General features: G+C 56.7%; 25 protein-coding genes and 3 pseudogenes. 11 read left to right on the top strand and 17 right to left on the bottom strand.

Going from position 1 to position 25,075, the window contains the following annotated elements:
- Window positions 1-121: 121 nt before the first annotated feature.
- Window positions 122-448 carry a DUF2790 domain-containing protein gene (locus IEC33019_RS00560; protein ID WP_010951440.1) on the top strand — a complete coding sequence of 109 codons (327 nt, stop codon included), beginning with the start codon at window positions 122-124 and terminating at the stop codon, window positions 446-448.
- Window positions 449-480: 32 nt separating this feature from the next.
- Here the strand turns inward: IEC33019_RS00560 and IEC33019_RS00555 are convergent, their stop codons facing one another.
- From IEC33019_RS00555 to IEC33019_RS00545, 3 genes are all read right to left on the bottom strand, one after another.
- The gene (locus IEC33019_RS00555) at window positions 481-831 is read right to left on the bottom strand and encodes a DUF3147 family protein (protein WP_011953105.1); all 351 of its coding nucleotides are present in this window, start codon (window positions 829-831) and stop codon (window positions 481-483) included.
- 157 nt (window positions 832-988) lie between these two features.
- Window positions 989-1,894: a cation diffusion facilitator family transporter gene (locus IEC33019_RS00550; protein ID WP_010951438.1), complete on the bottom strand. Its 906-nt coding sequence runs from the start codon at window positions 1,892-1,894 to the stop codon at window positions 989-991.
- Window positions 1,895-1,948: 54 nt separating this feature from the next.
- Window positions 1,949-2,287, bottom strand: coding sequence for a zinc ribbon domain-containing protein (locus IEC33019_RS00545; RefSeq protein ID WP_079732563.1), 339 nt, complete (start codon window positions 2,285-2,287; stop codon window positions 1,949-1,951).
- 490 nt (window positions 2,288-2,777) lie between these two features.
- Here IEC33019_RS00545 and IEC33019_RS00540 point away from each other — a divergent pair.
- A pseudogene (locus IEC33019_RS00540) lies at window positions 2,778-4,112 on the top strand (phosphoethanolamine transferase); the annotation flags it as partial.
- Window positions 4,113-4,242: 130 nt separating this feature from the next.
- On the opposite strand, the gene tnpC reads toward IEC33019_RS00540, so the two are convergent.
- From tnpC to tnpA, 3 genes are all read right to left on the bottom strand, one after another.
- The gene (tnpC, locus tag IEC33019_RS00535) at window positions 4,243-5,778 is read right to left on the bottom strand and encodes an IS66 family transposase (protein WP_099592754.1); all 1,536 of its coding nucleotides are present in this window, start codon (window positions 5,776-5,778) and stop codon (window positions 4,243-4,245) included.
- A gap of 61 nt (window positions 5,779-5,839) precedes the next feature.
- Window positions 5,840-6,175 (bottom strand): IS66 family insertion sequence element accessory protein TnpB, encoded by a 336-nt coding sequence (gene tnpB, locus IEC33019_RS27690; protein WP_009684097.1) that lies wholly within the window; start codon window positions 6,173-6,175, stop codon window positions 5,840-5,842.
- On the bottom strand, window positions 6,172-6,504 hold the full coding sequence (gene tnpA, locus IEC33019_RS27240; RefSeq protein WP_009684096.1) for an IS66-like element accessory protein TnpA: 333 nt from the start codon (window positions 6,502-6,504) through the stop codon (window positions 6,172-6,174). The genes tnpB and tnpA overlap by 4 nt, the downstream gene beginning before the upstream one ends.
- Window positions 6,505-6,652: 148 nt before the next feature.
- Here tnpA and IEC33019_RS00520 point away from each other — a divergent pair.
- A pseudogene (locus tag IEC33019_RS00520) lies at window positions 6,653-6,979 on the top strand (sulfatase-like hydrolase/transferase); the annotation flags it as partial.
- Between the two features lie 122 nt (window positions 6,980-7,101).
- Window positions 7,102-7,230: a hypothetical protein gene (locus IEC33019_RS27955; RefSeq protein ID WP_003253468.1), complete on the top strand. Its 129-nt coding sequence runs from the start codon at window positions 7,102-7,104 to the stop codon at window positions 7,228-7,230.
- 143 nt (window positions 7,231-7,373) lie between these two features.
- On the opposite strand, the gene IEC33019_RS00515 is transcribed toward IEC33019_RS27955, so the two are convergent.
- From IEC33019_RS00515 to IEC33019_RS27455, 7 genes and pseudogenes are all read right to left on the bottom strand, one after another.
- Window positions 7,374-7,580, bottom strand: coding sequence for a hypothetical protein (locus IEC33019_RS00515; protein ID WP_011953104.1), 207 nt, complete (start codon window positions 7,578-7,580; stop codon window positions 7,374-7,376).
- 14 nt (window positions 7,581-7,594) lie between these two features.
- Window positions 7,595-7,804 carry a hypothetical protein gene (locus IEC33019_RS00510; protein WP_015268418.1) on the bottom strand — a complete coding sequence of 70 codons (210 nt, stop codon included), beginning with the start codon at window positions 7,802-7,804 and terminating at the stop codon, window positions 7,595-7,597.
- Between the two features lie 220 nt (window positions 7,805-8,024).
- Complete coding sequence (locus IEC33019_RS00505) at window positions 8,025-8,948, bottom strand: hypothetical protein (RefSeq protein ID WP_011953102.1); 924 nt, start codon at window positions 8,946-8,948, stop codon at window positions 8,025-8,027.
- A 310-nt stretch (window positions 8,949-9,258) separates the two neighbouring features.
- Entirely contained in the window at window positions 9,259-9,492 is a 234-nt protein-coding gene (locus IEC33019_RS00500; protein WP_156867445.1) for a hypothetical protein, read from the bottom strand.
- A gap of 417 nt (window positions 9,493-9,909) precedes the next feature.
- The gene (locus IEC33019_RS28030; RefSeq protein ID WP_128337688.1) at window positions 9,910-10,164 is read right to left on the bottom strand and encodes an STAS-like domain-containing protein; all 255 of its coding nucleotides are present in this window, start codon (window positions 10,162-10,164) and stop codon (window positions 9,910-9,912) included.
- A gap of 174 nt (window positions 10,165-10,338) precedes the next feature.
- Window positions 10,339-11,358 (bottom strand): ATP-binding protein, encoded by a 1,020-nt coding sequence (locus tag IEC33019_RS27595; RefSeq protein WP_015268415.1) that lies wholly within the window; start codon window positions 11,356-11,358, stop codon window positions 10,339-10,341.
- 423 nt (window positions 11,359-11,781) lie between these two features.
- A pseudogene (locus IEC33019_RS27455) lies at window positions 11,782-12,117 on the bottom strand (helix-turn-helix transcriptional regulator); the annotation flags it as partial.
- Between the two features lie 47 nt (window positions 12,118-12,164).
- On the opposite strand from IEC33019_RS27455, the gene IEC33019_RS27450 reads away from it, so the two are divergent.
- The 7 genes from IEC33019_RS27450 to IEC33019_RS00450 all read left to right on the top strand — a co-directional run bounded on the left by IEC33019_RS27450 (window position 12,165) and on the right by IEC33019_RS00450 (window position 18,266).
- Complete coding sequence (locus IEC33019_RS27450) at window positions 12,165-12,323, top strand: hypothetical protein (RefSeq protein ID WP_011953098.1); 159 nt, start codon at window positions 12,165-12,167, stop codon at window positions 12,321-12,323.
- A 43-nt stretch (window positions 12,324-12,366) separates the two neighbouring features.
- A complete protein-coding gene (locus IEC33019_RS00475) occupies window positions 12,367-14,889 on the top strand; it encodes a heavy metal translocating P-type ATPase (protein WP_137108948.1) in 2,523 nt (840 codons plus the stop codon).
- Between the two features lie 337 nt (window positions 14,890-15,226).
- Complete coding sequence (locus tag IEC33019_RS00470; RefSeq protein ID WP_004575963.1) at window positions 15,227-15,427, top strand: heavy-metal-associated domain-containing protein; 201 nt, start codon at window positions 15,227-15,229, stop codon at window positions 15,425-15,427.
- A gap of 265 nt (window positions 15,428-15,692) precedes the next feature.
- Window positions 15,693-16,715 (top strand): cytochrome D1 domain-containing protein, encoded by a 1,023-nt coding sequence (locus IEC33019_RS00465; RefSeq protein WP_011953096.1) that lies wholly within the window; start codon window positions 15,693-15,695, stop codon window positions 16,713-16,715.
- 138 nt (window positions 16,716-16,853) lie between these two features.
- Window positions 16,854-17,309, top strand: coding sequence for a hypothetical protein (locus tag IEC33019_RS00460; RefSeq protein ID WP_011953095.1), 456 nt, complete (start codon window positions 16,854-16,856; stop codon window positions 17,307-17,309).
- Between the two features lie 25 nt (window positions 17,310-17,334).
- A complete protein-coding gene (locus IEC33019_RS00455; RefSeq protein ID WP_011953094.1) occupies window positions 17,335-17,610 on the top strand; it encodes a DUF2933 domain-containing protein in 276 nt (91 codons plus the stop codon).
- A complete protein-coding gene (locus IEC33019_RS00450; protein WP_011953093.1) occupies window positions 17,607-18,266 on the top strand; it encodes a methyltransferase family protein in 660 nt (219 codons plus the stop codon). The genes IEC33019_RS00455 and IEC33019_RS00450 overlap by 4 nt, the downstream gene beginning before the upstream one ends.
- 414 nt (window positions 18,267-18,680) lie before the next feature.
- Here the strand turns inward: IEC33019_RS00450 and IEC33019_RS00440 are convergent, their stop codons facing one another.
- From IEC33019_RS00440 to IEC33019_RS00425, 4 genes are read right to left on the bottom strand one after another with little or no spacing between them, the layout of a single operon-like run.
- The gene (locus IEC33019_RS00440; RefSeq protein ID WP_011953092.1) at window positions 18,681-19,028 is read right to left on the bottom strand and encodes a copper-binding protein; all 348 of its coding nucleotides are present in this window, start codon (window positions 19,026-19,028) and stop codon (window positions 18,681-18,683) included.
- Window positions 19,025-22,183 carry an efflux RND transporter permease subunit gene (locus tag IEC33019_RS00435; RefSeq protein ID WP_011953091.1) on the bottom strand — a complete coding sequence of 1,053 codons (3,159 nt, stop codon included), beginning with the start codon at window positions 22,181-22,183 and terminating at the stop codon, window positions 19,025-19,027. The genes IEC33019_RS00440 and IEC33019_RS00435 overlap by 4 nt, the downstream gene beginning before the upstream one ends.
- Complete coding sequence (locus IEC33019_RS00430) at window positions 22,180-23,646, bottom strand: efflux RND transporter periplasmic adaptor subunit (protein ID WP_011953090.1); 1,467 nt, start codon at window positions 23,644-23,646, stop codon at window positions 22,180-22,182. Before IEC33019_RS00430 ends, IEC33019_RS00435 begins: the two co-directional genes overlap by 4 nt.
- The gene (locus IEC33019_RS00425; RefSeq protein ID WP_011953089.1) at window positions 23,643-24,896 is read right to left on the bottom strand and encodes a TolC family protein; all 1,254 of its coding nucleotides are present in this window, start codon (window positions 24,894-24,896) and stop codon (window positions 23,643-23,645) included. Before IEC33019_RS00425 ends, IEC33019_RS00430 begins: the two co-directional genes overlap by 4 nt.
- Window positions 24,897-25,075 lie beyond the last annotated feature (179 nt).

Genomic DNA, 25,075 nt, shown 5'->3' with positions numbered 1-25,075 from the left:
CAGCTTGGCAAGAGCACCGAGCAGTTGTTCGCGCCAGTGCATTCACCTGTAAACCATACGCTCCTTTGGTAGGTGAATTTTAGCGCCCCCCTACGGGCGCTTTTTTATTAAGGGACTTCTTATGAACACTACTGTATCAGCGATCGCCGTGTTTATGCTCTTTACATCACTAACAGCCAATGCCCAAAGCGGTATGGAGATCAATAAACACATCGAGCGTACTGCTAGAGAGGCTACAGCGGATTATGCTCAACGCGTAAAAAAGCCCATGCCTCAACTAGAAGACTACGCCTATGGCATGGACCTGGACGTTGGTAAGTTGGTGTATGTATCACCCAATGTGCGGTACTGCGGTAATGTAAGAAGCATGATGACCTACGAAGACTCGAAAGGCGAACTGCACATGGTTCGCTACCTGGTGAAGGGCGAGTGTGTTAATAGCCGTTAAGACTCATCAAGATGATCCCTGCGGCCACCGGATCATAGAAGCTCAATGCCGAACCGGCGCAGCAGTATGGCGAAGCCTCCGAAGCTGGCCATTGTGATGAGGATGCTGCTGATCAGTGTCGGCCAAAAGCCGAGCTTAGGTAGCAGCAATGGAAAAGCAATAAACATCGGCAGGGTCGGAAGCACGTACCAGAACGTGTACCAAGCATGGTTGGAGATCTTCTCCATGCTCTGGTTCTCTAAATAGAGCCAGACCAACGTCACGACCGTGACCAAGGGTAGGGCGGCGACCAAGCCGCCCAGCTTGTCGCTGCGTTTCGCCAGCTCTGACACGAGAATCACTATACCGGCAGTGAGTAGGTACTTCGTGATGATCCAGGCCATCGCTGAGCCTTCTGGAGGTTGTTGACGAGGGCAGGCGAAGCCATTCACCAACCCCCTTGAAGCGCTCCTGCCGTTTACGGCATCCCTCACCGCATTTTTTTTGCAACATCACCCTCAGCCAGGAGGGTGATGTGTTTGCATGGTGTTTACCGATCGGTCAGTGCGAGGGTGAGGGAACGCTCTCGTGGAAAGCTGCCCGCTCGATCTGGATGGTGCAGTGATGGATTTCGAATGCATCGCTGACAGCATCCACGACGGCCGCCAACACAGCATCCCCATCTGCAGAATCCCGAACCACTACGTGCGACGTCATCACGTTACTGCCACTGCTGACAGCCCACACGTGCAAGTCATGAACGTCCGTCACGCCATCTACTCCGAGGATGGTGGCCTCGATTGCCGTAACGTCGAGCCCCCTCGGGACACCCTCCATGAGGATCCCCAGGCTTTCGCGAAGCAACTGCCACGTCCGCGGCAGAACCCAAAGGCCGATCGCCACAGCGACAATCGTGTCGACCCAGGTCCAGCCGGTGAAGCGGATGATAAGTGCCGCGATGATTACGCCAAGCGAGCCGAGCATGTCGCTCCAAACTTCGAGGTAGGCTCCTTTGACGTTGAGGCTTTCGTTGCTCGCAGATGCCAGAAGGCGCATCGAAATTAGGTTGATGATCAGGCCGGCGATTGCGATCCACATCATCGCTCCGGTAGCGATCTCCGCCGGCATGAAGAAGCGCTGGTAGGCCTCATACAAGATGTACATCGCCACCAGGAAGAGCAGCACGGCGTTGAACGTCGAAGCCAGAATTTCCAGGCGCGCATAGCCGAAGGTTCTTTTCTGATCCGCCGGCCGCTTGGCTATCTGAAGTGCAATCAGTGAGATCGCCAAGGCGGCAGTATCTGTGAACATGTGAGATGCGTCCGACAGCAGCGCCAGGCTGCCGGTAATCCACGCACCGATCACTTCTGCAATCATGAAGCTGCCAGTCAAGCCGAGCGCCATGATTAGCTTCTTCTGATGCCCCTCGCGTACTGCAGCGCTGCCATGGTCATGATTTGAACCCACGTATTTCTCCTTGCGCAGGGTTGTGGTCTCGTTGGCCTTCCTGTCTACCTAGCCTTAGAGCGTCGCTTGGCCACACTGACTGCAAAATCTTGCTCCTGCACTCAGCAGCGAGCCGCAGGCGGTGCAACCACTCGATAGCGGTGTTCCGCAGTTTAGACAAAAGCGTGCTGACGGATCGTTGGCCGTCCGGCACTGCCTGCAGCCCTGCAGATCTTTGATGGGGGCAGGAGTGGGAGGGCGCCCGCCGTCATACACCTGATTACCGCCGTCGCAGCCCTGCTGCCGGCCATGGCGATCATATTGCTCGGCCCCATGTCCCCCGCTGTGGTGCTTGCCTCCACCGTGGTTTCCACGGCCATGGTGCCCGCCCAGGATGTTTTTGAAAAAGCTCATGGTATTCGCCCCTCATTGATGGGTGACATATTAACGAGCAAAAGTTGAAAATTATGTTCTGCTCGCGAGAAAGACTTGTAAGTTGAATTGAAAGTTCAAAATTAGCCTACGACAAAACGAAACCGTTTTGTTTGTGAAATTAAATTTATCTAGCTGAGCGGAGCATTGCTTTTGGTGGGTAGTATTCCCCTAATTTTGATCATAGCGTGATCAATGACAATCAAAACAGCAGTAATTGGATTTCTGTCAGCATTGTAATCCCGAGGTCATCGTGTCGTTATCAGGTCCCGGAAATAATGCGCTCAGCGAGATTCATTTCTCTTTTTATCCCTATGCCTCACACATACTAAGCGTCCCCAACGCCTAGGGGCCTAAGGCCTCTGACGCTCCGCACATTGCGCAATCGCTCAGCATCTGTCGACGGTTTGCCTTGTAGCTCCCGCTAACTCCATAGCTACCGCCATGGATAAGCAGCTTCCAGAGTTTGATAATGACACCTTCCAAATCCATTGTTCACACCCTGTTAAGCAAATGGATCTTTGCTATTCGCAATGCGCGGCAGAAAGGCATCAGTACTAATTTGCTAATCGGCCTGGTGACTTTTTGGTTACTGCTATTCGCGAACGCTGAGCTCTGGAACGTGCTCTGGAAGCTGGTATTCAAAACCGATGAAGTGAACTGGCAGCTAGCGGCTAGCCTCCCAGTCATAGTATTCGCATGGGTGTTTACCGTTCTGAGCTTGCTGTCATGGGGGCGGCTGGCCAAACCCATACTGTGCCTGGTACTGATCAGCGCGTCTTTTGCGAGTTACTTCATGAATGCCTACGGCATCGTGATCGATTACACAATGTTCACCAACGTTGTGGAGACCGACGTCGCTGAGGCAACCGAGCTGCTGAATTGGAAGCTCGGTCTTTGGGTCGCAATGGTTGGGGTGTTGCCCGTCTACCTGATTGCCCGGGTTCCCCTCCGGCGCAAGCCTTGGGCCAAAGCTTTGGTCAGCAGGTTCATTGCTCTGTCGCTCGCTCTGTTGACCTTATCTGGCATCGCGTTGAGTCAGTACCAGTCGTATGCCTCCTTGCTGCGCAACAATCGGGAGATCCGGCTGATTCTGGTACCTACCAACTTGTTTGCGGCTGGCCATGGGTACCTGAAGCGTCAGCTGGCCTCACCTAAAACGCTGACGGCCATTGGTACTGATGCGGTAGTTAATCGACAGGGTGCGGCTCGTAAACCCAGGCTGCTGGTACTGGCAGTAGGAGAGACCGCTCGCTCCGCCAACTTCTCCCTCAACGGCTACTCCCGTGAAACGAATCCGGAACTAGAAAAGCGAAATGTCATTAGCTTCACGAACGTGAGCTCCTGCGGTACCGCTACCGCGGTCTCGCTGCCATGCATGTTCCTGGACGTGGGTAAGGCCCAGTACAAAGATGGCTTGGCCAAGAGCCGAGAAGGGCTGCTCGACGTGCTTCAACGCGCTGGCATCAGTGTCATGTGGACTGACAACAACTCGGGGTGCAAAGGGGTCTGCGACAGGGTTCCCAACCACAAGGCTGCCTCTCACGCGGATTCCCAACTGTGCACCAGCGAGGAGTGTAAGGACGGGGTGCTGCTCACGGAGATGCAAGACTTCATCAAGCGCCAGGAAGGCGATGCTGTCCTGGTGCTCCACTACAAAGGCAGTCACGGCCCGGCCTACTACAAGCGCTACCCCTCGCAATTCAAGAAATTCGCACCGGTGTGCGAGACCAACGAGCTCGACAAATGTAAGCAGGAGGAGGTGGTCAATGCCTACGACAACTCAATCCTCTACACCGATTATGTGTAACCGTCTGGCCAACTCACCCCTCAGCACACAGACCAGCTCGGACAAGAACGGGTGGAAAACAAAGCCTTGCCCGCAGGTATACCCATTGAATAAGCCTGTATCTGACGTAGGTCATGCAGAGCCTGCCTCAGGCAAGCATCCAATGCTGCGGGAGTAATTGCGTGATTTCGCTCGCCCGCTGTGTCGGAAGCCGCATCAGTACATCCTTGAGATAGGCATACGGATCGTGCCCATTCATACGCGCCGACTGGATCAGGCTCATGATTGCCGCCGCCCTTTTTCCACTGCGCAGCGACCCGGCAAATAACCAGTTCGAGCGCCCAAGCGCCCACGGCCGGATCAAATTCTCGATCTGGTTATTGTCGATGGGCACAGCACCATCTTCCAGGTAGCGCGTCAGCGCTACCCAGCGTTTAAGGCTGTAATCCAGGGCCTTGGCCGTGGCCGAACCCTCGGGCACAAGTTCGCGTTGGGCCAACATCCACTCATGCAGTTTTTCAGCGATGGGCACCGCTGTTTCCTGACGTAATCGCCAGCGGGCTTCGTCGCTCATTTCCTTGGCGTGTCGCTCGACTTCATACAACCCGCCAATCGAGTGAAGCGCCTGCTCCGCCAACTGGCTTTTATTGGCTGCATGCAGGTCGAAGAATTTGCGGCGTGCATGGGCCATGCAGCCGATTTCGGTGATGCCCAGCTCGAAGCTGGCCTTGTAGCCGGCGAAGTCATCGCAGACCAGCTTACCGTTCCACGTGCCCAGGAAGTTACGCGCATGTTCGCCGGCACGGCTGGGGCTGAAGTCGTAGACCACGGCCTTTAGGGCCGAGAAAGGCGTGGTGCTATAGGCCCACACGTAAGCGCGGTGGGTTTTCTTTTCGCCTGGTGCGAGCATCTGAACCGGGGTCTCATCGGCGTGGATCACGCCCTGGGCCAACACATGCTCACGCAGCGCATCGACCAGAGGTTGGAGCTGCACACCGTTCTGTCCGATCCATTGCGCCAGTGTCGAACGGGCGATGGGCAGTCCGGCCCGACCAAAAATCTTCTCCTGCCGGTACAGCGGTAAATGGTCGGCGAACTTCGCCACCATCACGTGGGCCAAAAGGCCTGCGGTCGGGATGCCCTTGTCGATCACTTGGGCCGGTACAGGCGCCTGGATCAGTGTTTCACACTGACGGCACGTCCATTTTCCACGCACATGCCGCTCAACTGTGAACACGCCCGGAGTGTAATCGAGCTTCTCGCTGACGTCTTCGCCGATTCGCTGAAGCTGGCAGCCGCACACGCACTGAGTATTCTCTGGTTCGTGACGGATCACGGTTCGCGGAAACTGCGGCGGCAGTGGTGCACGCTTGGGCTTATGACGTGGCTCGGCCGGTGCGGCCGGCGGATTGGCTGCCTTCAGCTCGGCTTCGATAGCTGCGATATCGGTATCGAGCAGATCATCAAGCAGACTGCCTTGGTCGGGGCTCAGTTGCTCGCTGCGCTTGGCGAACTTGTGTCGCTTGAGGATGGCGATTTCATGAGCCAGTTGCTCGTTGACCGTTTCGAGGCGTTGGATTTTCTGGCTCATGGAGTCGACCTGGGACAGCAACTGCATAGCCTGTTCGGCCAAGCCGCGCAGCTGTTCCGGTGTCATCTGGTCGAGATTGGGCGAGGAAGTCATGCCGCTGATTGTGTCAGAGCAGGTCGTCAACAGCGATAAACCGATGGGCTAATGGCAGGGGCTAAAGCACTGTGATCGCGCTGCCTGCGCCGACCCGCTGCCACGGCAAACCCAGTACCAAGGCTTGAAGTTGCTCGTTATCGAGTTCGACTTCCGATCCGTGACGGATGCCGGGCCAATGAAACTTGCCTTGGTTCAATCGTCGCGCTGCCAGCCAAATGCCCACACCGTCATGCACCAAGACTTTCATTCGGTTGGCACGGCGATTAGCGAAGAGGTATGCGCAGTGCGGCTTCGCCACACCGAACACCGCGATCACCCTGGCCAGCGCGGTCTCGGTACCGGCGCGCATGTCCATAGGCTCGGTGGCAAGCCAGATGGCATCGATCCGAATCATTCCAACAGGTCTCGCAGAAAGGTGGCACAGGCGACAGCGCTTTCGGTCGGCCAGTTCACTTTGACGGTGCCACGCGGGTGCTGGATTTCAATGCAGATACTTGATGAAGCTGCCTGCGAATGTCCTCCGGCTAGCGGCAAGGGCACTGGAATGAAAGCAGGTTGCAGCGCCATAGTTTTGTTCGTGAGTACCCTAATCCATTTATGTACGAGGTTCGCGTTAAGGCTGTGCTTCTGCGCGACGCTGGCAATCGATGCGCCGGGCTGGGCGCACTCTTGGACAACTTGGGCCTTGAAGGATTTTGAATAGGAACGGCGTTGTGACTGCATGGAAAGACCCGCTTAAAAGGCTAGAAATGGTGTCCACTTAAATTAGGTGGACACCATCGCCTTTGGCGTCGGGGTCAGGAAGGTGAGTTGGCCGGACGGTTACGATTATGTGACTGCAAATCTCATCGATATCCTGGCGGCCAACACCAAGTTCGACACTGCGCTGATGTACGTTTCGGACCACGGCGAATCGCTGGGGGAGGGTGGGCTCTATCTACACGGGCTGCCTTACGCGATGGCTCCTGACGAGCAAACAAAGGTGCCGTTGGTACTTTGGATGTCTGACTCGCTCGCGAAGAGCGAAAAGGTCAACGTGGGTTGTTTGAAAGCTCAAACCACGTCACCGCTGAGCCACGACAACCTGTTCCACACCGTGCTCGGCATGATGAACGTCCAGACGTCTTCGTATCGCTCAGCGCTGGATTTCACTGCCCCTTGTAAGCCCTTTGTCGGAGGCTCTTATTCTGGCCTCTGAATGTTCGATGTGGACCGGATCATCGGCCAGGCGGTTCTGCACCAGCCTGCTTTGACAGCTGAGAGAAGCTGGACTAATTACATAGCTGCATTCAACAACCCAAGCGGAAAAGGAAGTTTTGCATGAGCATCAAGCCAGGCCCAAAGCGCACCAATGAAGATGGCACTCCGGACAAAAGGCAGCGAGTCACCCCTGAAAAGCAGAAGGACCATCCGGACCTGAAACCCCACAAGCACAAAAAGGGGGAGTAAGAAAAAAGCAGCTCTCGGGAGCTGCTTTTTTTTTGGGGCTGTGTGCAAACCCTCCCGACCGTCTCGCTGATCAATCGGACCGCGTCGTGAGTCTTCCGCTTGGCTTGATGGATTCTGAAGCTACCTCCGGATCGGTTATCCCTTCAGTGCGGACGACGAGACTGATATCCCAGAGCGTTGAGCTGATACTCGCTGACAGCCCGAAATTGTGATTCTGCGATTTGACGCAGGCGCTCAACCTCTTCGGCAGATGAGCCAGAAGCCTGCGCCTCGTGGTATTGCTTCATCGCATCCACTGCGTCGGTATACATGGGGTGGTCGGGGAGAAGAGCTGGTATCTTTTTCGTCATGTAGCGGCAGGTCCTCACTGGATAGTCGACGGTGGTTTACCTGCTTTGAGGAGCTGAAAATCAATGACCGCCTGATAGAGCGAATCTGCCAATAGGTGAAGACGCTGTACCTCAAGGTCTGGCAATCCAGCAGCCTCCGCTTCGTGGGCCTGTCGGATAGCTTCAAGCGCTTGCCTCATCAGTGGCTCACCAGCCTCGACCATTCCAATGAATGTGCGCTTCACAACATTTTGCTCCACTCAGCTGAAGATGAATTATAGGACACCGCGGCGTGGCAAGGCCCCGAGCAGCACAGGTGTTCGACGTCCGGCTGAACGAACCAATGAGGAGCGCGCTGGCCTGGGGAGTGGCCAGGGCGCGTGTCATAGCTACGTTGTAAACCACTTTTTTCACTGTAAACCACTGTGGTTTACAGTGAAAAAAAGTGGTTTACAGCAGGCCTCCTCAGGCCTGAGTCAGCTCCAGCAGATCGCCCAGTTCCTCCCGGGCCATCTTCACTCTATCCATTCTGCGATAAGGATGATCAACCGGCATCCGGATAAGAGATTCGAACCAAGCCGAATCGAATTTGATGACTTCCTTGTGAATGTGCTCAAGCTCACCTCCGCGAGGCTGTGACACTACAAACTCCATGCTTTCAACCAAGCCAGACGCTTCACTGTCTTTGACGATTCGATGGCGGATGAAACTCATTTTGAGATCAAAATATGCCGCCTTCGAACCAGGCACCTTCTTCGATTCCAGCCGACCAGTGCTGCTGATTTCCGCCCCCGGCACCTCAGCGGCAATAGCTTTCACCAGCTCAGCATTTCCACTGACCTTCTGGCCAAACAGGCGGGTGGCGTCCGACATGTAAGCAAAGATCCATGGCACATTGCGAAGCGTCGCGCCGGTATAGAGGTAGCCACGCTCTCCCTTGTAACGCTGCAGCATGCCTCTCAACGCGTTCTCGGAAAGGACCAGTTGGGTCTCTTTCTCCAGGATGTAAACCACGCGATCGAACTGTTCGATCAATAGCTTGAGAATCTTCCGCGGGACGCCGTCAAACCTGGTTTTTCGTTCTGTTTTCTTATGCTGGCGAGGCTTGAAGTACGGGCAATCGTTACGGGCCTCACTATCAAATGGAGCGATGCCGCGAATGCTCTTAGTAGCATGTTTCCCGAATGGGTTCTTCACGTTAGGCGGTAGCTCATACAGCCCAACCAGCTGGACAGGGTTGTCGCATGCCGGGCATACAGCAAACTGAGCTAGCTTGCCCGCACTTCCAGGCTGGTACCACGGATCTCTGCGGAAGGTCTCGGCCTCGAAACCTTCCTTGTCGATGATCTTGCTTTCTGTGTCTTCGATGCGGAGCTTATAGACATCCATCTTTGCTGAAACCGTATCAATAGAGGGTTTCTGGATGGTAACGAGCGAGGATAGGCAGCAGTAGGCCTAACTGACCCTTTTGGTGGTCACCCACTGGTTTGAGGCCAGCCCAAAGCATGCCTGATCGACCTGGGCGGGCCCTAGAAACAACTAACCCCCTGATGCGCAGTACAGGTCTGGGACCTGCCCGAGGCGTGGGGGCTATTCTTGGAGCGACAGTGACACCGGCTCCGGAGAAAATCAATTGGTTTGTAGAGCAGCCGGTCAGCTAAGGTCAAACCCAGATCCTAAAGGGGAGGCCGATAGCAGCTCAGTCAGCATCATCGGCACCTTCTTCATCTTCATCGGTATCCCCAACACTGAGCCAGTCGTGAAGGTTGTACCGCACGAAGTCTTCCGCATCGAGCATGGTAAAGTCTTGTAGCACCGTGACGTCTGCTCCACCGAAGTACAGCCCATCGTTGAGATTTCTGGCCACCCCGAGCACTTCATTCAGCTGGTCGTGCAGCTCATTTGCGCGCCTGGCGTGCTCTCGTTTGGTCAAAAACCGGAACACCACCTCGTAGGGCTCAGGGGTGGTATTACCCGCTTTGCTTCAAGCCGCAGGAGTTGCAGGTCCGTTGCAGCTTGATGGTTTTACTTAAGGAGCCAAGCCAGCTCTCCAATCCGCAGATGCTGTGCACATTTTTTTGCACATATCTCACGCCACGATACCCCAGTAGATTCAGGCTTTTCGCAGCCTTTGCATAGGTGAGTCGCGATGGATTTCTACACATCTCAATGAGGAAACCTAAGCTCCGTTTTCCACGTATTCCTCCGCTACAGAACGCTTTTCTGCGGTGTGTCCCCTGACATTCGCTTTTCAGGGCGAGCTATGGGGGCCACTCAAGACGGCTATCTTTTGCCTGGCACCAATGAAAAGGCCCTCAATATTGAGGGCCTTAAATTCAATGCGGATCCGTCACGCGGGCATTTTTTGCAGCTGTCGAACTCGATCATGGACCACAAATTTAATGATTCCTTTGACATCGTTGGTGCAGTTTTCAAAGGCAAGGCGCGATACCACCTGGCGACCCTCCTTCAGAATCAGCGCCCCGATCAACTCGTCGACGAAGGACTGAGTGACATCGTTCCCAGCGAAATCTATGACAACGCTCTCACCACTGCTGAGCGAGCGTTCGATTTCGGTACGGTAGGGGATCGCTGAAGCTCGCATTCCGTACGTTCGGATAGAACTATCCCTACTTAATCGAATTTGAGTTTGCATGTCGTAACCCCTTGTATTGCATAATCCTTTTTTGCAGCCCGAGAGTTTCAGTTGACGCTGAATCTCCCATTTACCGCTCCTTGCATGATCGACTCTAGCCCTCGAGCTATCAAAAAGCCAGAGCTAGCGGAAATTCAGATCTAGGTCGAGATCGTCGTCAACCTGTCCTGCATCGTCCTTCGGCAGCAAGTCACTGATCGAAATGGTGGGCAGCAGCTCACGGGTACAGCTAAACGCGATCGATACACCATTCCACAGCGCATCATGCAGCTCCTGAGACTGCCGACGCTTTGTGTCATGTATGCCATTGCCGCTCACGATGATCAAACCACCGCCCGCCGCGTCTGCAATTTTTGCGGTAGTTGTTAACCCGATACCTTGGTTCTCGCTACCCAGGATCTGGGCCATCGCACCCCGGTTGCAGCTCACTCGCGGTTTGAGTGCCGCCTCGATCGCGTGCAAATGCGTGCGGTCATGAAGCTCAGGGTGATTCCTCAGTGTCGCGAGAAACCCACACCCATTATCGACGATGGCCATGCGTACAAGGTTCAATTTTGGATAAAACTGACAGGTCAGCCAAACGGCGGCGTCACCACGTCCCTCTCTGCGGGCGTGAGTAAGCGAGTTTTCCAATAGCTCCTTGAGCGAATACTCCAGAGGGCCCCGGTAGGAGTCAAACTCATTCCGTCCCGTGTGCTCGTCGACTGGGGCATCCGGGTCCGATTGAGTCAACCTTCCCGTAATAGCTCTAGCGAGGCGAGAGGCTGCAGCCTCTGCTTGATGGTGTTCGCTGATTTTGGTGATTTCCACCAACGAGGTGCTTCGGTCGTTTCGACGTCCTACCCCCGATAGATCTACACCCTCTACATCAATGTCCTTGAAAAAATCCATCCTGGCCAGGTAGGAGGTCAGGTCTCTGCTCAAAAACTGCATCGAAACTCGCTTCTGGACCAACTGGTTTTCAAACAACGCTCGCAGCGTGGCCATCCCTAACGGATCGATATACGAGAGGTTGCTAGCGTCTAAAACGATGTCACCAGGGCAGTTAATGATTTCTGCGCACACAGAAAACAGGTCATGGGGCGATCTTGAGCCAAGCCCCCAAGGAAGAACGATCGCGTTTTCAATATCGATGGCCTGCATGCAATTCCCTGGCAACGGAGCTAACCCTTTCGGATAGATATAGGGCTCGATAGTAGCCCATTGCCTGCCGGGTAAGCACTCACCTATTTTTTGACGAGTAGTGCCGGCATAGAATTGGCGCGCGGCAGTAGCGGCCTGTGGATGGTGGATCGCGCTCGCCTTGGGCTCAACACGCACGAAGAAAACACGGCCAACGCCCTGCCACGGGTCAGCCATTCAAGCAAAGATGGCCAGATCAAAGCCTTGTGCGAGAGCACTGGAGCAGGTTTGTGAGTCCGCCGAGCAGTTTCATCTCCGACGTCTGCTGTGGGCAAAGGCAAAGCTGGAAGGGGAACAGCGAAGAGTGACCCGATCAGCGCTGTACCGCACCGCATGTATCAGGTCTGGGGCTTGAGCTGTTAGATCGCATAAGGCTACCTTGGCCGGCAACTGGAGAACGAACTGCACCTCGTCTTCCAATGCGTTGGCGTGGAAGTAACTGAGGAAGTACTCGCTTTGACGGAACTGGTCAGAAGCGATCTCCTCCAGGCGTTACAGCCCACTGGGCAGGCCTTCCTGACAGGCCTGGTAGAAGGGGTCGAGCAAGTATAGGCCGTCCAGGCAGGAAAGCATGGACGGCGTTCCCCACCGGGAGCCGGCGTCGTACTCCTCCAGCGGCTTGGGCACTCCCTCGCCGGGGTACAAGGCAGCCAGCGCATTGTCGAAGGGCAACCACTGGTGCAGCAGCAGGATCAGCAACCTCCAGAAATGATCTATGCCATGACGCTACACCACAACAATAATCGACACGCTTACAGGAGCATTGATTGGCGTCACAGCTGTTCAAGGAGATGTTGTCTAGGCTGGACAATACGGCAGCGGCCGATATTTCCCACCCAGCTTGGGAGTTGATCATGATGGAGCCCATCGCCGTGGTACAGATCTGGCAATACCTTTTTGGCGGACTAAAGGCGGTATTGCACTGATCATGCTGGCCATATTTGGCCTGTTTTATGTGGCTCGTGCACTATGGCCACCTGTCACAGGCACTACAGTTATTTAATTTTGTTGCTCTGTCCGCTGACGCAACTCTTCGGGCACAACCATGGCGGGTATTCTCACCAGAAGGGTGAAAACTCGTCCAAACCGGACAACAAAGGGAACTACTTCATGCACACCGAATCGTGCCAGCATGACCATGACCATGACCATGACCACTCGCACCCGTATGAGCAACCGGATGGTAGTCAGCGCGATTTGGTATGCGGTATGACGGTGCCACCGGATAGTCGCTACTTCGAGCTATACGAGGGAAGGACATACCGCTTCTGCAGTGAAAAGTGCCTGACGAAATTCCGCGCAGCGCCTGTGCATTATCTTAGCCCTCCCCAGGACCAAGAACACGCGGGCCATCTCCACTCGGCTGCCCCGCAGCCAAGCAACGCGGCGGACGCCGAATACACTTGCCCGATGCATCCCCAAATCCGCCAGCGTGGGCCGGGCAGTTGCCCAATCTGTGGCATGGCCCTAGAGCCGGTAATACCGGAGCTTGAGGAAGACGAGAACCCGGAACTCAAGGACTTCTCCCGCCGCTTCTGGTGGACCTTGCCCCTGACGGTCATCGTGACCGTGTTGGCCATGACTGCCCACCAACTCCAATTGCTGCATGGTGCCACACAGAATTGGGTGGAGTTGATTCTGGCCACTCCCGTGACACTATGGGCTGGCTGGCCGTTTTTCGTGCGTGGGGTCGCATCGATTCGTAATCGCAGCCCGAATATGTGGACCCTGATAGGTTTGGGAACGGCTGCGGCGTACCTATACAGCGTTGCGGCCACAGTGTTCCCGCAGGTTTTCCCGACGACTTTCATGCAGGATGGCCGCATCGGTGTCTACTTCGAAGCGGCTGCAGTCATCATCTCATTAACGTTGCTCGGCCAAATGCTCGAGCTCAAGGCGCGCTCACAAACCTCCGCCGCCATCAAGTCGCTCCTGGGTCTTGCCCCCAAGACGGCCCGTCGCATCGGGGCCGATGGTCAGGAGGAAGATATTCCGCTCACCCACGTGCATACGGGCGACCACCTGCGCGTTCGCCCTGGCGAGAAGGTGCCGGTCGACGGGGTGGTCCTGGAAGGCGAAAGTGCTATCGATGAATCCATGCTGACAGGCGAGCCCGTGCCAGTGATGAAGAAAGCTGGGGATGCACTCATCGGTGCCACGCTGAATACCCACGGCAGCCTTGTGATGGCGGCGCAGAAGGTCGGCGCCGAGACAGTGCTCTCGCAAATCGTGCAGATGGTCGCGCGGGCTCAGCGCTCGAAAGCCCCGATGCAGCGGATGGCGGACACCGTGGCCGGCTATTTCGTCATGGGGGTGATTCTGGTCGCGCTGGTCACGCTCTTCGGCTGGGGGCTTTTCGGACCGGAGCCTGGCTGGGTCTTCGGCCTGATCAATGCGGTCGCGGTCCTGATCATTGCCTGCCCCTGCGCGCTCGGCCTAGCCACTCCCATGTCGATCATGGTCGCTACCGGGAAGGCTGCCAGCAGTGGCGTGCTCTTCCGAGACGCCAGTGCTATCGAGAACCTCTGCAAGATCGACACGCTGATCGTCGACAAGACCGGGACCCTCACCGAGGGCCGGCCAGTGTTTCATAGCGTGGTCGGTACCGGGCAGTTCATGCCACCCGAAGTCTTGCGCCTTGCCGCCAGCCTGGACCAAGGCAGCGAGCATCCGCTGGCACATGCGATTGTCGATCATGCGCGAGCGCATGGACACAGCTTGTCCAAGCCAGAGGCGTTTGAGTCGGGCTCTGGGATCGGTGTACGTGGCCAGGTGAACGGCAAACGGCTGCAGCTTGGCAACACGACCTTGATGGAAGAGGCTGGCCTCGACACCAGTCCGTTGCGAGACCGCGCCGAGCAGCTGCGTCTGGAAGGCATGAGTATCATGTACTTGGCCGTCGATGGCGTGCTCGCTGGCCTGCTAGCGGTGTCCGATCCGGTCAAACCCACCTCCAAGGAGGCGGTAACCCGGCTACAGGCAGAAGATGTGAAGGTCATCATGGCCACCGGCGACGGCCTGACTACGGCACGTGCGGTCGCGAAACAACTCGGCATCGAGGAAGTCCACGGAGAAGTGAAACCCGAGGACAAGGAGCAACTGGTGGCGCTCCTGCAGGGCGATAAGCGCCGGGTTGCCATGGCAGGAGATGGGATCAACGATGCCCCTGCGCTGGCCCGGGCTGATGTCGGGATCGCCATGGGAACTGGCACCGATGTTGCCATGAACAGCTCCCAGTTGACGCTGGTCAAGGGCGACCTGATGGGCATCCTGCGGGCCAGAACACTATCCGTGGCCACGGTGAAGAACATGCGTCAAAACTTGGGCTTCGCATTCTTCTACAACGCTATGGGCATACCGCTGGCGGCAGGTTTGTTCTACCCGCTTACCGGCCATCTATTGTCACCGATGATTGCGGCATTGGCCATGAGCGTAAGTTCGGCTTCCGTGGTATTCAACGCACTGCGGCTGAAGCGCGTAGTCACAGACTGAAATGGGCACACCGCAACCTATGAGAGGAAGTTCCGCCATCAGCGTTTCAACGCCTGATCCATATGACTGACTGTCTAGGGCTTTGGCCTTAGCGGGTATGTCCGCGAGTTCGGCGCCAATCTGGTCCTGATGGAGGACATCGGGCAACTGCGACGTCCGCCATCTTCTGCCAAGATCGTAAGGGACAATTGTGATGCAGCAGGGGCCGCCGCCAGAGGAGTTGGACAAGATTTCAGGGCGAAGATAAATCCTTTGACCGGGCCTTGACCTTGTCATCGTGTCAAGGTTGAAGCTGTAAATGCGGCGAGAAAAGCCGTACCAGCATGAGAGGCCCGCTATGTTCGTTTTGGAAGTTTCCGGTATGGGATGTGGCAGTTGTGTCAACAAGATCACCAAGGCCATCCAGGCTGCCGATGGCGACGCGAAGGTGATCGTTGATCGTGCTGCCGGTACAGTGAGTGTCCAAAGCAACATCGAGGCGGAACGCGTCGGTGCACTGGTCCAGGCGCTTGGTTACCCAACCAAAGTCAGTCGCTAAGTCTCGTTACCGCTCAGATGGCAAGCCGCCGTGCCATGTTTCATGGCGCGGTTTCTTCATATACAGCCTGATGTCGACTGACTCCGGGTCGGGATAGCCAGCAATACTCCCCAAGAAATGGACGGCCTTCGATCACCCAGTGCCGAGTCAAGCTGTGGACGTTGACGCTGATCAAGAAAATGCTTCGCGATTGGTGTTTATCTTGAGTAAATGTATAGGCCAGCCTGGCTCACATACCCCGGCCCCTCGTTGGAGCTCATTCACAATGATGACTGCCAAGCGGTTTAGTTCTATGGCCTTGGGGATATCCCTGCTCATCCCTCTGGGGCTGGTCATGGCAAACCCTACGGGTAACGTCTACACGGCCAATGAACGGTCCGCTTCCATTAGCCAGGTAAATCTTGCGACAGGTGATGTGAGCACGGTCGCCTTGCCGATCGCACCCCACAACCTACAGGTTTCGCCCGACGGCAGCTTGCTTCTGGTTGTTGGAGTGGCTGGACATGCGGGGCATTCGAGCGGTGAAAAGCCCGGTGGGCAGTTGCTGGTGTTCAGTACCAGCGCGCTGGACAGGCCACCGTTCAGCTTCCCGGCAGGCGATCACCCGGCTCATGTGGTCACCGACGTCACCGGGCTGCGAGCTTTTGTGACCGATTCCGCTGCCAACCAGGTGCGAGTATTTGACCTTGAGCAGCGAATCGAGTTGCCCGGTATTCCAACTGGGCGTTATCCCCATGGGCTGCGCTTGAGCCCTGATGGCCGGACACTCTATATCGCGAACATGAAGAGCGACAGCGTATCGCTTATCGATGTCGTCACACTCAAAGAAACCGCGCAGATTCCCGTGGGCAAAGGCCCTGTCCAGGTCGGCTTTGCCCCTGACGGTCGCCTGGCATTCGTCTCGCTCAGTGCGACAAATCAGCTTGGCATCATCGACACGGCCAGACGCAAGGTGATCAGCAAGGTTGATGTCGGCCGCACGCCAATCCAGATGATGGCCACCGTTGACGGTCGCCAGGTCTATGTCGCGAATCAGGGCAGTGGCCAGAATCCGGACGACCGAGTCTCCATCGTAGATCTCCAGACGCGTAGCAGCCTGGGCACCGTGACCACCGGCAAGGGTGCCCATGGTGTGGCCATCAGCAGCGACGGCGCTTATGTGTTTGTCAGCAATATTGAAGCGGGCACCGTATCTGTCATCGATACGAGCAGCCGAAAGGTCGTTGCTACCCATAAGGTTGGCGCCGGGCCAAACGGGATCAGCTTCGAGCCGCCGAGTGCCCAATAATAGCCCGTCGGTGTACAACCCGAGCACGACGCGAAAAATGAGCATTCACGCCGGCGCAGTAATTTGCTTGTCGTGCCAGGTGAGGCCTAGCGCCCAGACCAAGGCATCCGGCTTTAAAACAGTGCTAAGGAGATGATGATGAACAACGTTCGAAATTTACTGATCGGACTTTGTTTGGCCGCAGCGTCCGTGGGCGCCATGGCGCAAAACACCGATGAACACTCGACACATCACCCGGCCGATGCGCCAAGCGCGGCGGCTACCGAGAAGACGCCTTCTCAGCCAATGGACAAAGGGCAAATGGCGGCGATGGACCAGCAAATGAAGGCCATGCAAGCCATGCACGAAAAGATGGCTGCAGCCAAAACGCCGGAAGCCCGTCAGGCGTTGATGGCCGAGCATATGGCGCTGATGAAAAATGGCATGGCCATGATGAAGTCCATGGAGGGTGGCATGCCTGAAATGGGGGGCATGCATGGCGGCATGGGCGGGGATATGGCCGCCCGCCACCAGATGATGGAAAAGCGCATGGACATGATGGAGTCGATGATGCAGATGATGATGGACCGCATGCCATCTGCTGCATCGAAGTAACCCATCTCCTTTCCCAGGAGTCGCTATGAACCCTCACTTCGATGAAAACGGCTCACCACACAGTTTCTGGCGTTCACGCTATGCAATCGGCCTGGTGGTAATCGGTGGGATCGCCGTCTACTTCCTGCTCACCGAGCACCTTGCCCATGTCGTTGGAGCCCTGCCTTATCTGTTGTTGCTCGCCTGTCCGCTGATGCATGTCTTCATGCATCGAGGACATGGGGGACACCATCACCAGGGCCAGAGCAAACCGGCCCCCTCCGATAAGGCTGATATCCATAAGCCGGGAGATCCATCATGAATCATGGTGAAAGCGCGTATGGCCTCTGGTCGCTGGTTTTCATCAACTCCGCGATCTTCATCATGTTTGCCTTCAGTTTCTTCAAGCCGGCAACGGCGAGAGACTGGAGGAGCTTCGGTGCATTCTCGGCCTTCATCGTTGCCCTGTTTGTGGAAATGTATGGCTTCCCCCTGACGATCTATCTGTTGTCAGGCTGGTTGCAGGCCAGGTTCCCCAACCTCGATCTGCTTTCCCACGAATCCGGCCATCTGTGGTCGACGTTGCTCGGTGACCAGGGCAACCCACACTTCAGTGTTTTGCACATTGCCAGTTACCTATTCCTGGGTTTCGGCTTCTATTTGCTTTCTGCCGCCTGGAACGTGCTATATCACGCGCAACGCCGCCGTTCACTTGCAACGGTCGGGCCCTATGGCTGGATCAGACATCCGCAGTACGTGGCATTTGTGCTGATTCTTCTGGGCTTTCTCCTTCAGTGGCCGACGCTGCTGACGCTGGCAATGTTCCCGGTGTTGCTGGTGATGTACGGGCGTTTGGCGGTTTCCGAAGAGCGGGAAATGCACAAGCAGTTTGGCGCTGCCTACGAAGCTTATACCCGCGTTACGCCTAGGTTCGTTCCGCACCTGCGCGAAAGGTTGGGTGGGGGTCATAGAGGCTGAAGCGTAGGACGAAGGAGCTACATGCCAGGAGGGTTTCAGCGGCAGTGTTTCTAGCGGGAATAGGGTATCCAAAGTCTGTTTGCTCGGATAACACTCTGAGTTGTCGCGGGTTTTCTTGTCGACAAGCTCGGTGGAATCCTTGTTGGCGTTCGGATAACTCAGGCAGTTGGATGACTTTGCGATGCCCTGTCCGCTTTCGACCCATATAGATCGTGATGCACGAAGATCTCTGCTCAAACGTCAGCTACTACTCTGATCTGAATGCATCCCGGCTACAGAGCGCAAAGACCAACTAGCGTCCCGAGGCACAGAGCTGAAGGCGGCGCGGTCAGGAATTGCGGCAGCACTTTTTCCAAAGTTTGGCTAAATGACCCTGCCTATCAGCTCTAATAGGCAGGGTTAGAAGTCAATCCGTCACTGCTTGCGAATGCCTACGATCGTCGCTGTGCCCCCATTCATTCGGAAATCGAAGCTGACCTTGTCGCCTACCTTGAGTCCCTTGAGTTGCTGCTCGGTAGCGCTGAAGCCCATGGTCATTGCCGGCCATTTCAGGGCTGATACTGGTCCATGCGCCAAGGTAACTTTACCTGGTTCCAAAGCTTTGATGGTTCCCTCAGCCGATGCAGTCGGAGCCGCCTGGCTGCCTTGGGTCTCGTTGCCTTCCATGGGCATATTCTTCATATCCGTGCCATACATGTCTTGGGCCTGCACCGCCGCCGCAACGGCGAACACCAGGCCAGCGCTGATCAGTAGCTTCTTCATCGGGTTACTCCTGTTTGGGGGTTATCGTGTACAGCGAGTCCGCGGCGCCTGACGAGCCAGTAAGCCGCAGGGATTACAAATAGTGAGAGCAAAGGCGCGGTGAGCATGCCGCCGACCATGGGTACAGCGATCCGGCTCATGACTTCGCTGCCGGTACCGCTACTCCAGAGGATTGGCATCAAGCCTGCGACGATCACTGCTACGGTCATGGCTTTGGGGCGGATGCGCTGCACGGCCCCTTCGCGGATAGCATCCAGAAGCGCAGGTTGCCCCTGCGTACCGTTGCCGTTTCGTTCAGTCCAGGCATTGTTGAGGTAGATCAGCATGATGACTCCAAACTCTGCTGCGACCCCAGCCAAGGCGATAAAACCGACACCCGTGGCCACCGACAGGTTGTAGCCCATCATGTACAGCAGCCATACGCCGCCGGTTAGCGCAAATGGCAAGGTAGCCATGATCAGCAGCGCTTCACCGAGGCGGCCAAACGTGAGGTAGAGAAGGACGAAAATAATGGCCAGCGTCGCCGGTACTACCCATGCTAAGCGCGCATTGGCGCGCTCCAGGTATTCGAACTGCCCGGAATAGCTCAAGCTTATGCCAGGATCGAGCTTCACCTGCTGATCGACTAGCCGGCGCAGGTCGGCAACGACGGAGGACAGGTCCCGTCTCCGCACGTCGATATACACCCAGCCCGAGGGGCGCGCGTTTTCACTCTTGAGCATGGGTGGACCGTCCGCAATACGCACCCGTGCCACGGTTCCCAGTGTGATTCGCCCCCCTTGGCTGGTGTAAATCGGTAGCTGCCGCAGGGCATCAACAGAGTCACGCCACTCCCGTGGGTACCGAACACTGATGGGATATCGCGCCAGGCCTTCTACGGTTTCGCCGATGTTTTCGCCCCCAACGGCGCCGGCAACAATCGCTTGGACATCAGCAATGTTCAGGCCGTAACGCGCTGCGAATTGGCGGTCGATATCCAGATCGATGTAGCGTCCACCGGTTAATCGCTCGGCGAGGGCGGAAGTCACCCCTGGAACCGTTTTGGCCACCTTCTCGATAGCCAGAGTCACCCGGTCGATCTCATTCAAATTGCTGCCGGCAACCTTTACGCCGATCGGGCTTTTGATACCGGTTGCGAGCATGTCGATACGGTTTCGAATCGGTGGGATCCAGATATTGGTTAGCCCAGGTACCTGCACGGTACGGTCCAGCTCTTCGATCAGCTTCTCAGTGGTCATCCCTGCTCGCCACTGATCCTTCGGTTTAAGTCGGACAGTCGTCTCGAACATCTCCAGCGGGGCCGGGTCGGTCGCTGATTCAGCCCGGCCCGCTTTACCGAAGACACTGGCGACCTCCGGTACCGTTCGGATCAGCCGGTCCGTACGTTGCAAAAGCTCAGAGGCTTTCTGCGCCGAAAGACCTGGCAGGGCAGTCGGCATGTACAGCAAATCGCCTTCATCCAGTGGCGGCAAGAATTCGCCGCCGAGCTGGCTCAGGGGCCAGACACTGCTGAGCAAAATCAACAGTGCACCCGCCAACGTGAGCTTTGGCCGGCGTAGAACGATCTCCAATGCTGGGCGATAGAGCCGTATCAGGGTTCGATTGAGTGGGTTGCGCTCTTCTGCCGGTAAACGACCCCGAATCCAGTACCCCATCAGCACGGGTACCAGGGTAACCGAAAGGCCCGCTGCTGCTGCCATTGCATAAGTCTTGGTGAATGCGAGGGGCGCAAACAGCCTTCCCTCCTGAGCCTGCAAGGTGAATACCGGTATGAAGGACAGCGTAATGATCATGAGGCTGAAGAACAGCGCAGGCCCGACCTCGACTGCTGCCTCAGTCATCACTTTCCAATGATCTTCGCCACGCAACGACTTTCCAGGGTGCCACGTATGCCAAGCCTCAACCCGTTTGTGCGCGTTCTCAATCATCACCACAGCGGCGTCCACCATCGCACCGATTGCAATGGCTATGCCCCCAAGCGACATGATGTTGGCGTTGATGCCCTGGTGGCGCATGACGATCAGGGCAATGAGGACACCAACCGGAAGCGAGACGATGGCGACCAACGATGAGCGCAGATGCCAAAGAAATGCAGCGCACACCAGTGCGACCACGATGAACTCTTCAATCAGCTTCTGGCTCAGATTTTCCACAGCACGATCGATCAACTGGCTACGGTCGTAGGTAGTGACCAGCTCGACCCCGGCAGGCAGGCTTTTTTCCAGCGATTCAAGCTTGGATTTGACGTGAGCGATGGCATCTTTCGCATTCTTGCCACTGCGCAGAATTACTACGCCGCCCACCGCTTCGCCCTGTCCATCAAGCTCGCCGATGCCGCGACGTGCCTCAGGGCCCAGCTGTACAGTGGCTACATCGCCCAGTGTTACGGGTATACCCTTCGCAGCCAGGCGCAGGGGAATGGCTCGGAAATCATCGAGTGACTTCAGATAGCCGGAAGCCCTTACCATGAACTCAGCTTCGCCTTGTTCGAGCACGCCGCCACCGGTTTCCTGATTGGCCTTGGCGATGGCGTCCGAAACCTCAACTTGAGTGATTCCCAAGCTGGCCATGCGCAGCGGATCGAGCACTACCTGGTACTGCTTGACCATCCCGCCTATCGTCGCCACTTCGGCAACGTCCGGAAGAGTTTTCAACTCGAAGCGCAGGAACCAGTCCTGAAGGCTGCGCAGCTGTGCCAGGTCATGGGTACCACTGCGGTCCACCAGCGCATACTGGTAGATCCAGCCTACACCAGTGGCATCGGGTCCGAGCACTGGCTTAGCGGACGCCGGTAATCGAGACTGAACCTGGCTTAGGTATTCGAGCACCCTGGACCGCGCCCAATAGAGATCTGTGCCGTCCTCAAACAACACATATACGAAGCTGTCTCCAAATGCTGAAAAGCCCCGCACTGTCTTGGCTCCGGGTACGGAAAGCATTGTGGTGGTCAGGGGATATGTCACCTGATTTTCCACGATCTGCGGTGCCTGCCCTGGGTAGGAGGTGCGGATAATCACCTGCACATCTGACAGGTCAGGCAACGCGTCGATCGGCAAACTGCGCAGAGAGAAAACGCCCCAAGCTACGGCAAACAGTGTTGCCAGCAGGACCAGGACGCGGTTGCCAACCGACCAACGAATCAGGTTCGCGATCATGGCTGGTTCTCCTGCTGGGTTATTTGCTCGATGACCATGCCTTCATCGCGCTCGCGCACTCCAAACCGGATGCGTTCGCCAACCTTGAGTCCGGCAATCAAGCGGGGATCTGCCACAGGGAAAGTCATCGTCATACCAGGCATGCCCAGCGTCACGAACGGTCCATGAGCGATGGTCAGCTGATTACCTTCTATTTGAACGATGCGCCCATTGGCCTGATGTAGAGCCGGCTGTACAGGTTGCGCAAGTGGAGCATCGCCAGCAGTAACGGCCTCGATACCTTTCAAGCTCGCTTCGGAGTCCAGCAGAAACTGCCCGGACGCCACAACGCGCTGGCCCGCCTGAAGGCCTCGCAGCACGACCACCTGGCCAGCACTTTCCTGGCCGAGCACTACTTCCACCGGCCGGAATCGACCTCCGTCTTCTGACACCATTACGAGATCGCGTTTCCCCGTCCGAATGATCGCCTCGGCTGGCACCAGTAGGCTGTCATCCTGTTGCCCGGACGGATGGAGGGAAACCTGCGCGGTCATGCCTGGGCGCAACCGGCCGCCGGGGTTGGGCAGTTCTATACGAAGCCGCAAGGTGCGGCTTTGCAGATCCGCATCAGCCAGCAATGCGGTCAGCTTGCCGGGAACAGGTTCGCCTGGGAACGCTGCCAGATTCGCCTGCACTGCCTGTCCTTCCTGTAGGCCTTGGGCTTGCGCTTCAGGTACTGCGGCCTCAAGCCAGACGTTCGCGATACCATTGATCTTCGCCAACGTTGCACCCGGTGTCATTGTCATGCCTGGCCGCAATTCCAGAGCCTGAAGGACGCCTGCTGTTGGGGCCAAGAGCGTTACCGAATTCTGGACCCTTCCCGTACGGTCAATCCGGTTGATAAGATCGGCAGGCATACCCGCCAGCAGTAGTCGTTGCCGAGCTGCAGCGCGCAATTCATTGTCCCCAGATCGCTGAAGCGCCAGGTACTCTTCCTGCAAGCCCGCCCATTCAGGCGTCAACACATCTGCCAATGGGGCGCCCTTGGCAACCACGTCGCCTGTAGCGCGGCCATAGGTGCGTTCGACGTAGCCACCGGTACGAGCCTGCAGAACGCTAAAATCCCGCTCATCGAAGGTAAGCACGCCGCTCACCTGGAGGGTTCGAGCAAGCTGCCCTTTCGCTACGGTAGCCAGACGGACCCCCAGGTTTTGTTGGAGCCCCTGTGAAACTTGAACTGCGGGGCTCACCTCAGCAGCGGTGCTTTCCTGGTACTTCGGCACCAGTGGCATGTCCATGAAGGGCGACTTGCCCGGTGCTGGAAAGTGCTGCTGGGGGTACATCGGGTCATACCAATACAGCACCTTCTGTAGCGTTTCAGGGGAGGCAGTGGACACCTGCCCACGCTTTGCTAGCTGATAGCCAACGCCACCGCCGATAGCCAACGCGGCCAATACCACAAGGCTGATAGTTGAATTTCTCATGCGCGCACCTCTCCATACGCGAAGTGCAGCCGTGCAGCTGTCGCGGCCAACTGTCCTTGCAGATCGATGTCTTGCAGTCGTGTTTCAACCCGCTGACGTCGAGCGGTGAGAACCTCACTTAAGGGTGATTTACCGGCTCGATAGTCAGCAAGGGCGAGGCGGACTCGATCCTCCGCTAGCGGTAACAATGTTTCACGGCTGCGCTGCACTGCTCGCTGCAATCGCTGGTAATCCGCAAGATCTGTCTCCAGCTGCGCTTTATGCTCACGCAATGCCGCTTCCTGTTCGTCCTCCAGTTGCCGGACTTGTGCGCGACGTGCCGCGATCATCGGGTCCTGCCGTGAGCCAGCGAACAAGGGCAGTTGGAAACTTACCTGCAGGCTCACCATATTGCTGAATTCAGGCCCGCGCCGCTGGTAATCCACCTGCCACCCCCAGTCCGACTTCTTTTCTGCCAAGGCTTGGTGCACTTGAGCTTGTGCTTCCCGCGTAAGGGCGTTGTAGGTCGCCAATTCTGGATGTGCATGTATAGCGTGTAGATAGTCCGGCGCGCTCACTGGCCAGCGCGGAAATGCTTGAGCTTGCGGATCAGCATCCTCTCCAATCCATCGCTTGAGTGCAGCCCGTGCCTGAGCGGCCTGTGTGAGCAGAACATCTTTTTGCTCATCGAGTTGCGCAGCTTCCTGGTCAGGAGCAAGTGCGTCGGCCGTCGCGCCGGTACCGCCGGCCAGGCGTGCGCGGATTGCTGCGGCCAACAGACGGTTTTCTTTGTAGAAGTCCTCAAACTGCTGCAGTTTCCGTTGAACGGTGTACGCCGCGACCCAAGCTTGGGCTGTGGCAGCACGCACTTTTAAGCGCTCGAACACCGCCTCTGCATCGGCTCGCTCAACGCTCGCTCGTGCCGTCTCAACTCGTGCCTCCCGCTTGTCCCGGTTTGGTACTTCCTGGGAGAGGCCGACAACCTGCATCGTCATGAAATCGCGGTTCATGCTCCAACGATCACTGCCGTCAACAGGAAGGTTCTGCACTCCTAGGTTGAGACGTGGATCAGGCAGCTCGCCTGCTGGGATCACAGCGTGTCGAGCGGCCGTCATTTGCTCTTGCCTGGCCTGGAGGATGGGGGCATTGCGTTCGGCAAGTTGAAGCGCTTCCTCCAGAGACAACGGTGTAGCCTGAGCCGGTAACGTCGACAACAGGCTGATCAGAGCGGCCAGACATGCCATCCCTAATCGGTAACGTGGGGGAGTCATGGAAATGATTCCTCAAAAAATCAGCGCGCAAGCGCATGCCATCATCCGGCTGCAAAACAGGACGATGGGGTGAATTTAAGAGGTAATCAGGCGCGGGGTGGCCGCCAAGGGTCAGGAGGCGCCCTGTTTACGAGGCTCACCGCATAGGTATCTACTGGCCTAGGCGCAGAATAGGTGAG

The sequence above is a fragment of the Pseudomonas putida genome, from assembly GCF_002741075.1.
Classification (GTDB): domain Bacteria; phylum Pseudomonadota; class Gammaproteobacteria; order Pseudomonadales; family Pseudomonadaceae; genus Aquipseudomonas; species Aquipseudomonas putida_T.
This window is presented reverse-complemented; position numbering and strand designations above follow the sequence as displayed.

What these genes read in the sequence shown, in the direction of transcription:
- IEC33019_RS00430 (WP_011953090.1), bottom strand. Translation starts at nt 23,646, where the DNA reads ATGAGAAATTCAACTATCAGCCTTGTGGTATTGGCCGCGTTGGCTATC.
- tnpC (WP_099592754.1), bottom strand. Translation starts at nt 5,778, where the DNA reads ATGACTTCCTCGCCCAATCTCGACCAGATGACACCGGAACAGCTGCGC.
- IEC33019_RS00460 (WP_011953095.1), top strand. Translation starts at nt 16,854, where the DNA reads ATGAACAACGTTCGAAATTTACTGATCGGACTTTGTTTGGCCGCAGCG.
- IEC33019_RS00440 (WP_011953092.1), bottom strand. Translation starts at nt 19,028, where the DNA reads ATGAAGAAGCTACTGATCAGCGCTGGCCTGGTGTTCGCCGTTGCGGCG.
- IEC33019_RS00560 (WP_010951440.1), top strand. Translation starts at nt 122, where the DNA reads ATGAACACTACTGTATCAGCGATCGCCGTGTTTATGCTCTTTACATCA.
- IEC33019_RS00465 (WP_011953096.1), top strand. Translation starts at nt 15,693, where the DNA reads ATGATGACTGCCAAGCGGTTTAGTTCTATGGCCTTGGGGATATCCCTG.
- IEC33019_RS00450 (WP_011953093.1), top strand. Translation starts at nt 17,607, where the DNA reads ATGAATCATGGTGAAAGCGCGTATGGCCTCTGGTCGCTGGTTTTCATC.
- IEC33019_RS28030 (WP_128337688.1), bottom strand. Translation starts at nt 10,164, where the DNA reads ATGCGAGCTTCAGCGATCCCCTACCGTACCGAAATCGAACGCTCGCTC.
- IEC33019_RS00425 (WP_011953089.1), bottom strand. Translation starts at nt 24,896, where the DNA reads ATGACTCCCCCACGTTACCGATTAGGGATGGCATGTCTGGCCGCTCTG.
- IEC33019_RS00555 (WP_011953105.1), bottom strand. Translation starts at nt 831, where the DNA reads ATGGCCTGGATCATCACGAAGTACCTACTCACTGCCGGTATAGTGATT.
- IEC33019_RS00475 (WP_137108948.1), top strand. Translation starts at nt 12,367, where the DNA reads ATGGCCACCTGTCACAGGCACTACAGTTATTTAATTTTGTTGCTCTGT.
- IEC33019_RS00455 (WP_011953094.1), top strand. Translation starts at nt 17,335, where the DNA reads ATGAACCCTCACTTCGATGAAAACGGCTCACCACACAGTTTCTGGCGT.
- IEC33019_RS27595 (WP_015268415.1), bottom strand. Translation starts at nt 11,358, where the DNA reads ATGCAGGCCATCGATATTGAAAACGCGATCGTTCTTCCTTGGGGGCTT.
- IEC33019_RS00515 (WP_011953104.1), bottom strand. Translation starts at nt 7,580, where the DNA reads ATGACGAAAAAGATACCAGCTCTTCTCCCCGACCACCCCATGTATACC.
- tnpA (WP_009684096.1), bottom strand. Translation starts at nt 6,504, where the DNA reads ATGCAGTCACAACGCCGTTCCTATTCAAAATCCTTCAAGGCCCAAGTT.
- tnpB (WP_009684097.1), bottom strand. Translation starts at nt 6,175, where the DNA reads ATGATTCGGATCGATGCCATCTGGCTTGCCACCGAGCCTATGGACATG.
- IEC33019_RS00545 (WP_079732563.1), bottom strand. Translation starts at nt 2,287, where the DNA reads ATGAGCTTTTTCAAAAACATCCTGGGCGGGCACCATGGCCGTGGAAAC.
- IEC33019_RS00470 (WP_004575963.1), top strand. Translation starts at nt 15,227, where the DNA reads ATGTTCGTTTTGGAAGTTTCCGGTATGGGATGTGGCAGTTGTGTCAAC.
- IEC33019_RS00505 (WP_011953102.1), bottom strand. Translation starts at nt 8,948, where the DNA reads ATGGATGTCTATAAGCTCCGCATCGAAGACACAGAAAGCAAGATCATC.
- IEC33019_RS00435 (WP_011953091.1), bottom strand. Translation starts at nt 22,183, where the DNA reads ATGATCGCGAACCTGATTCGTTGGTCGGTTGGCAACCGCGTCCTGGTC.
- IEC33019_RS27955 (WP_003253468.1), top strand. Translation starts at nt 7,102, where the DNA reads ATGAGCATCAAGCCAGGCCCAAAGCGCACCAATGAAGATGGCACTCCG.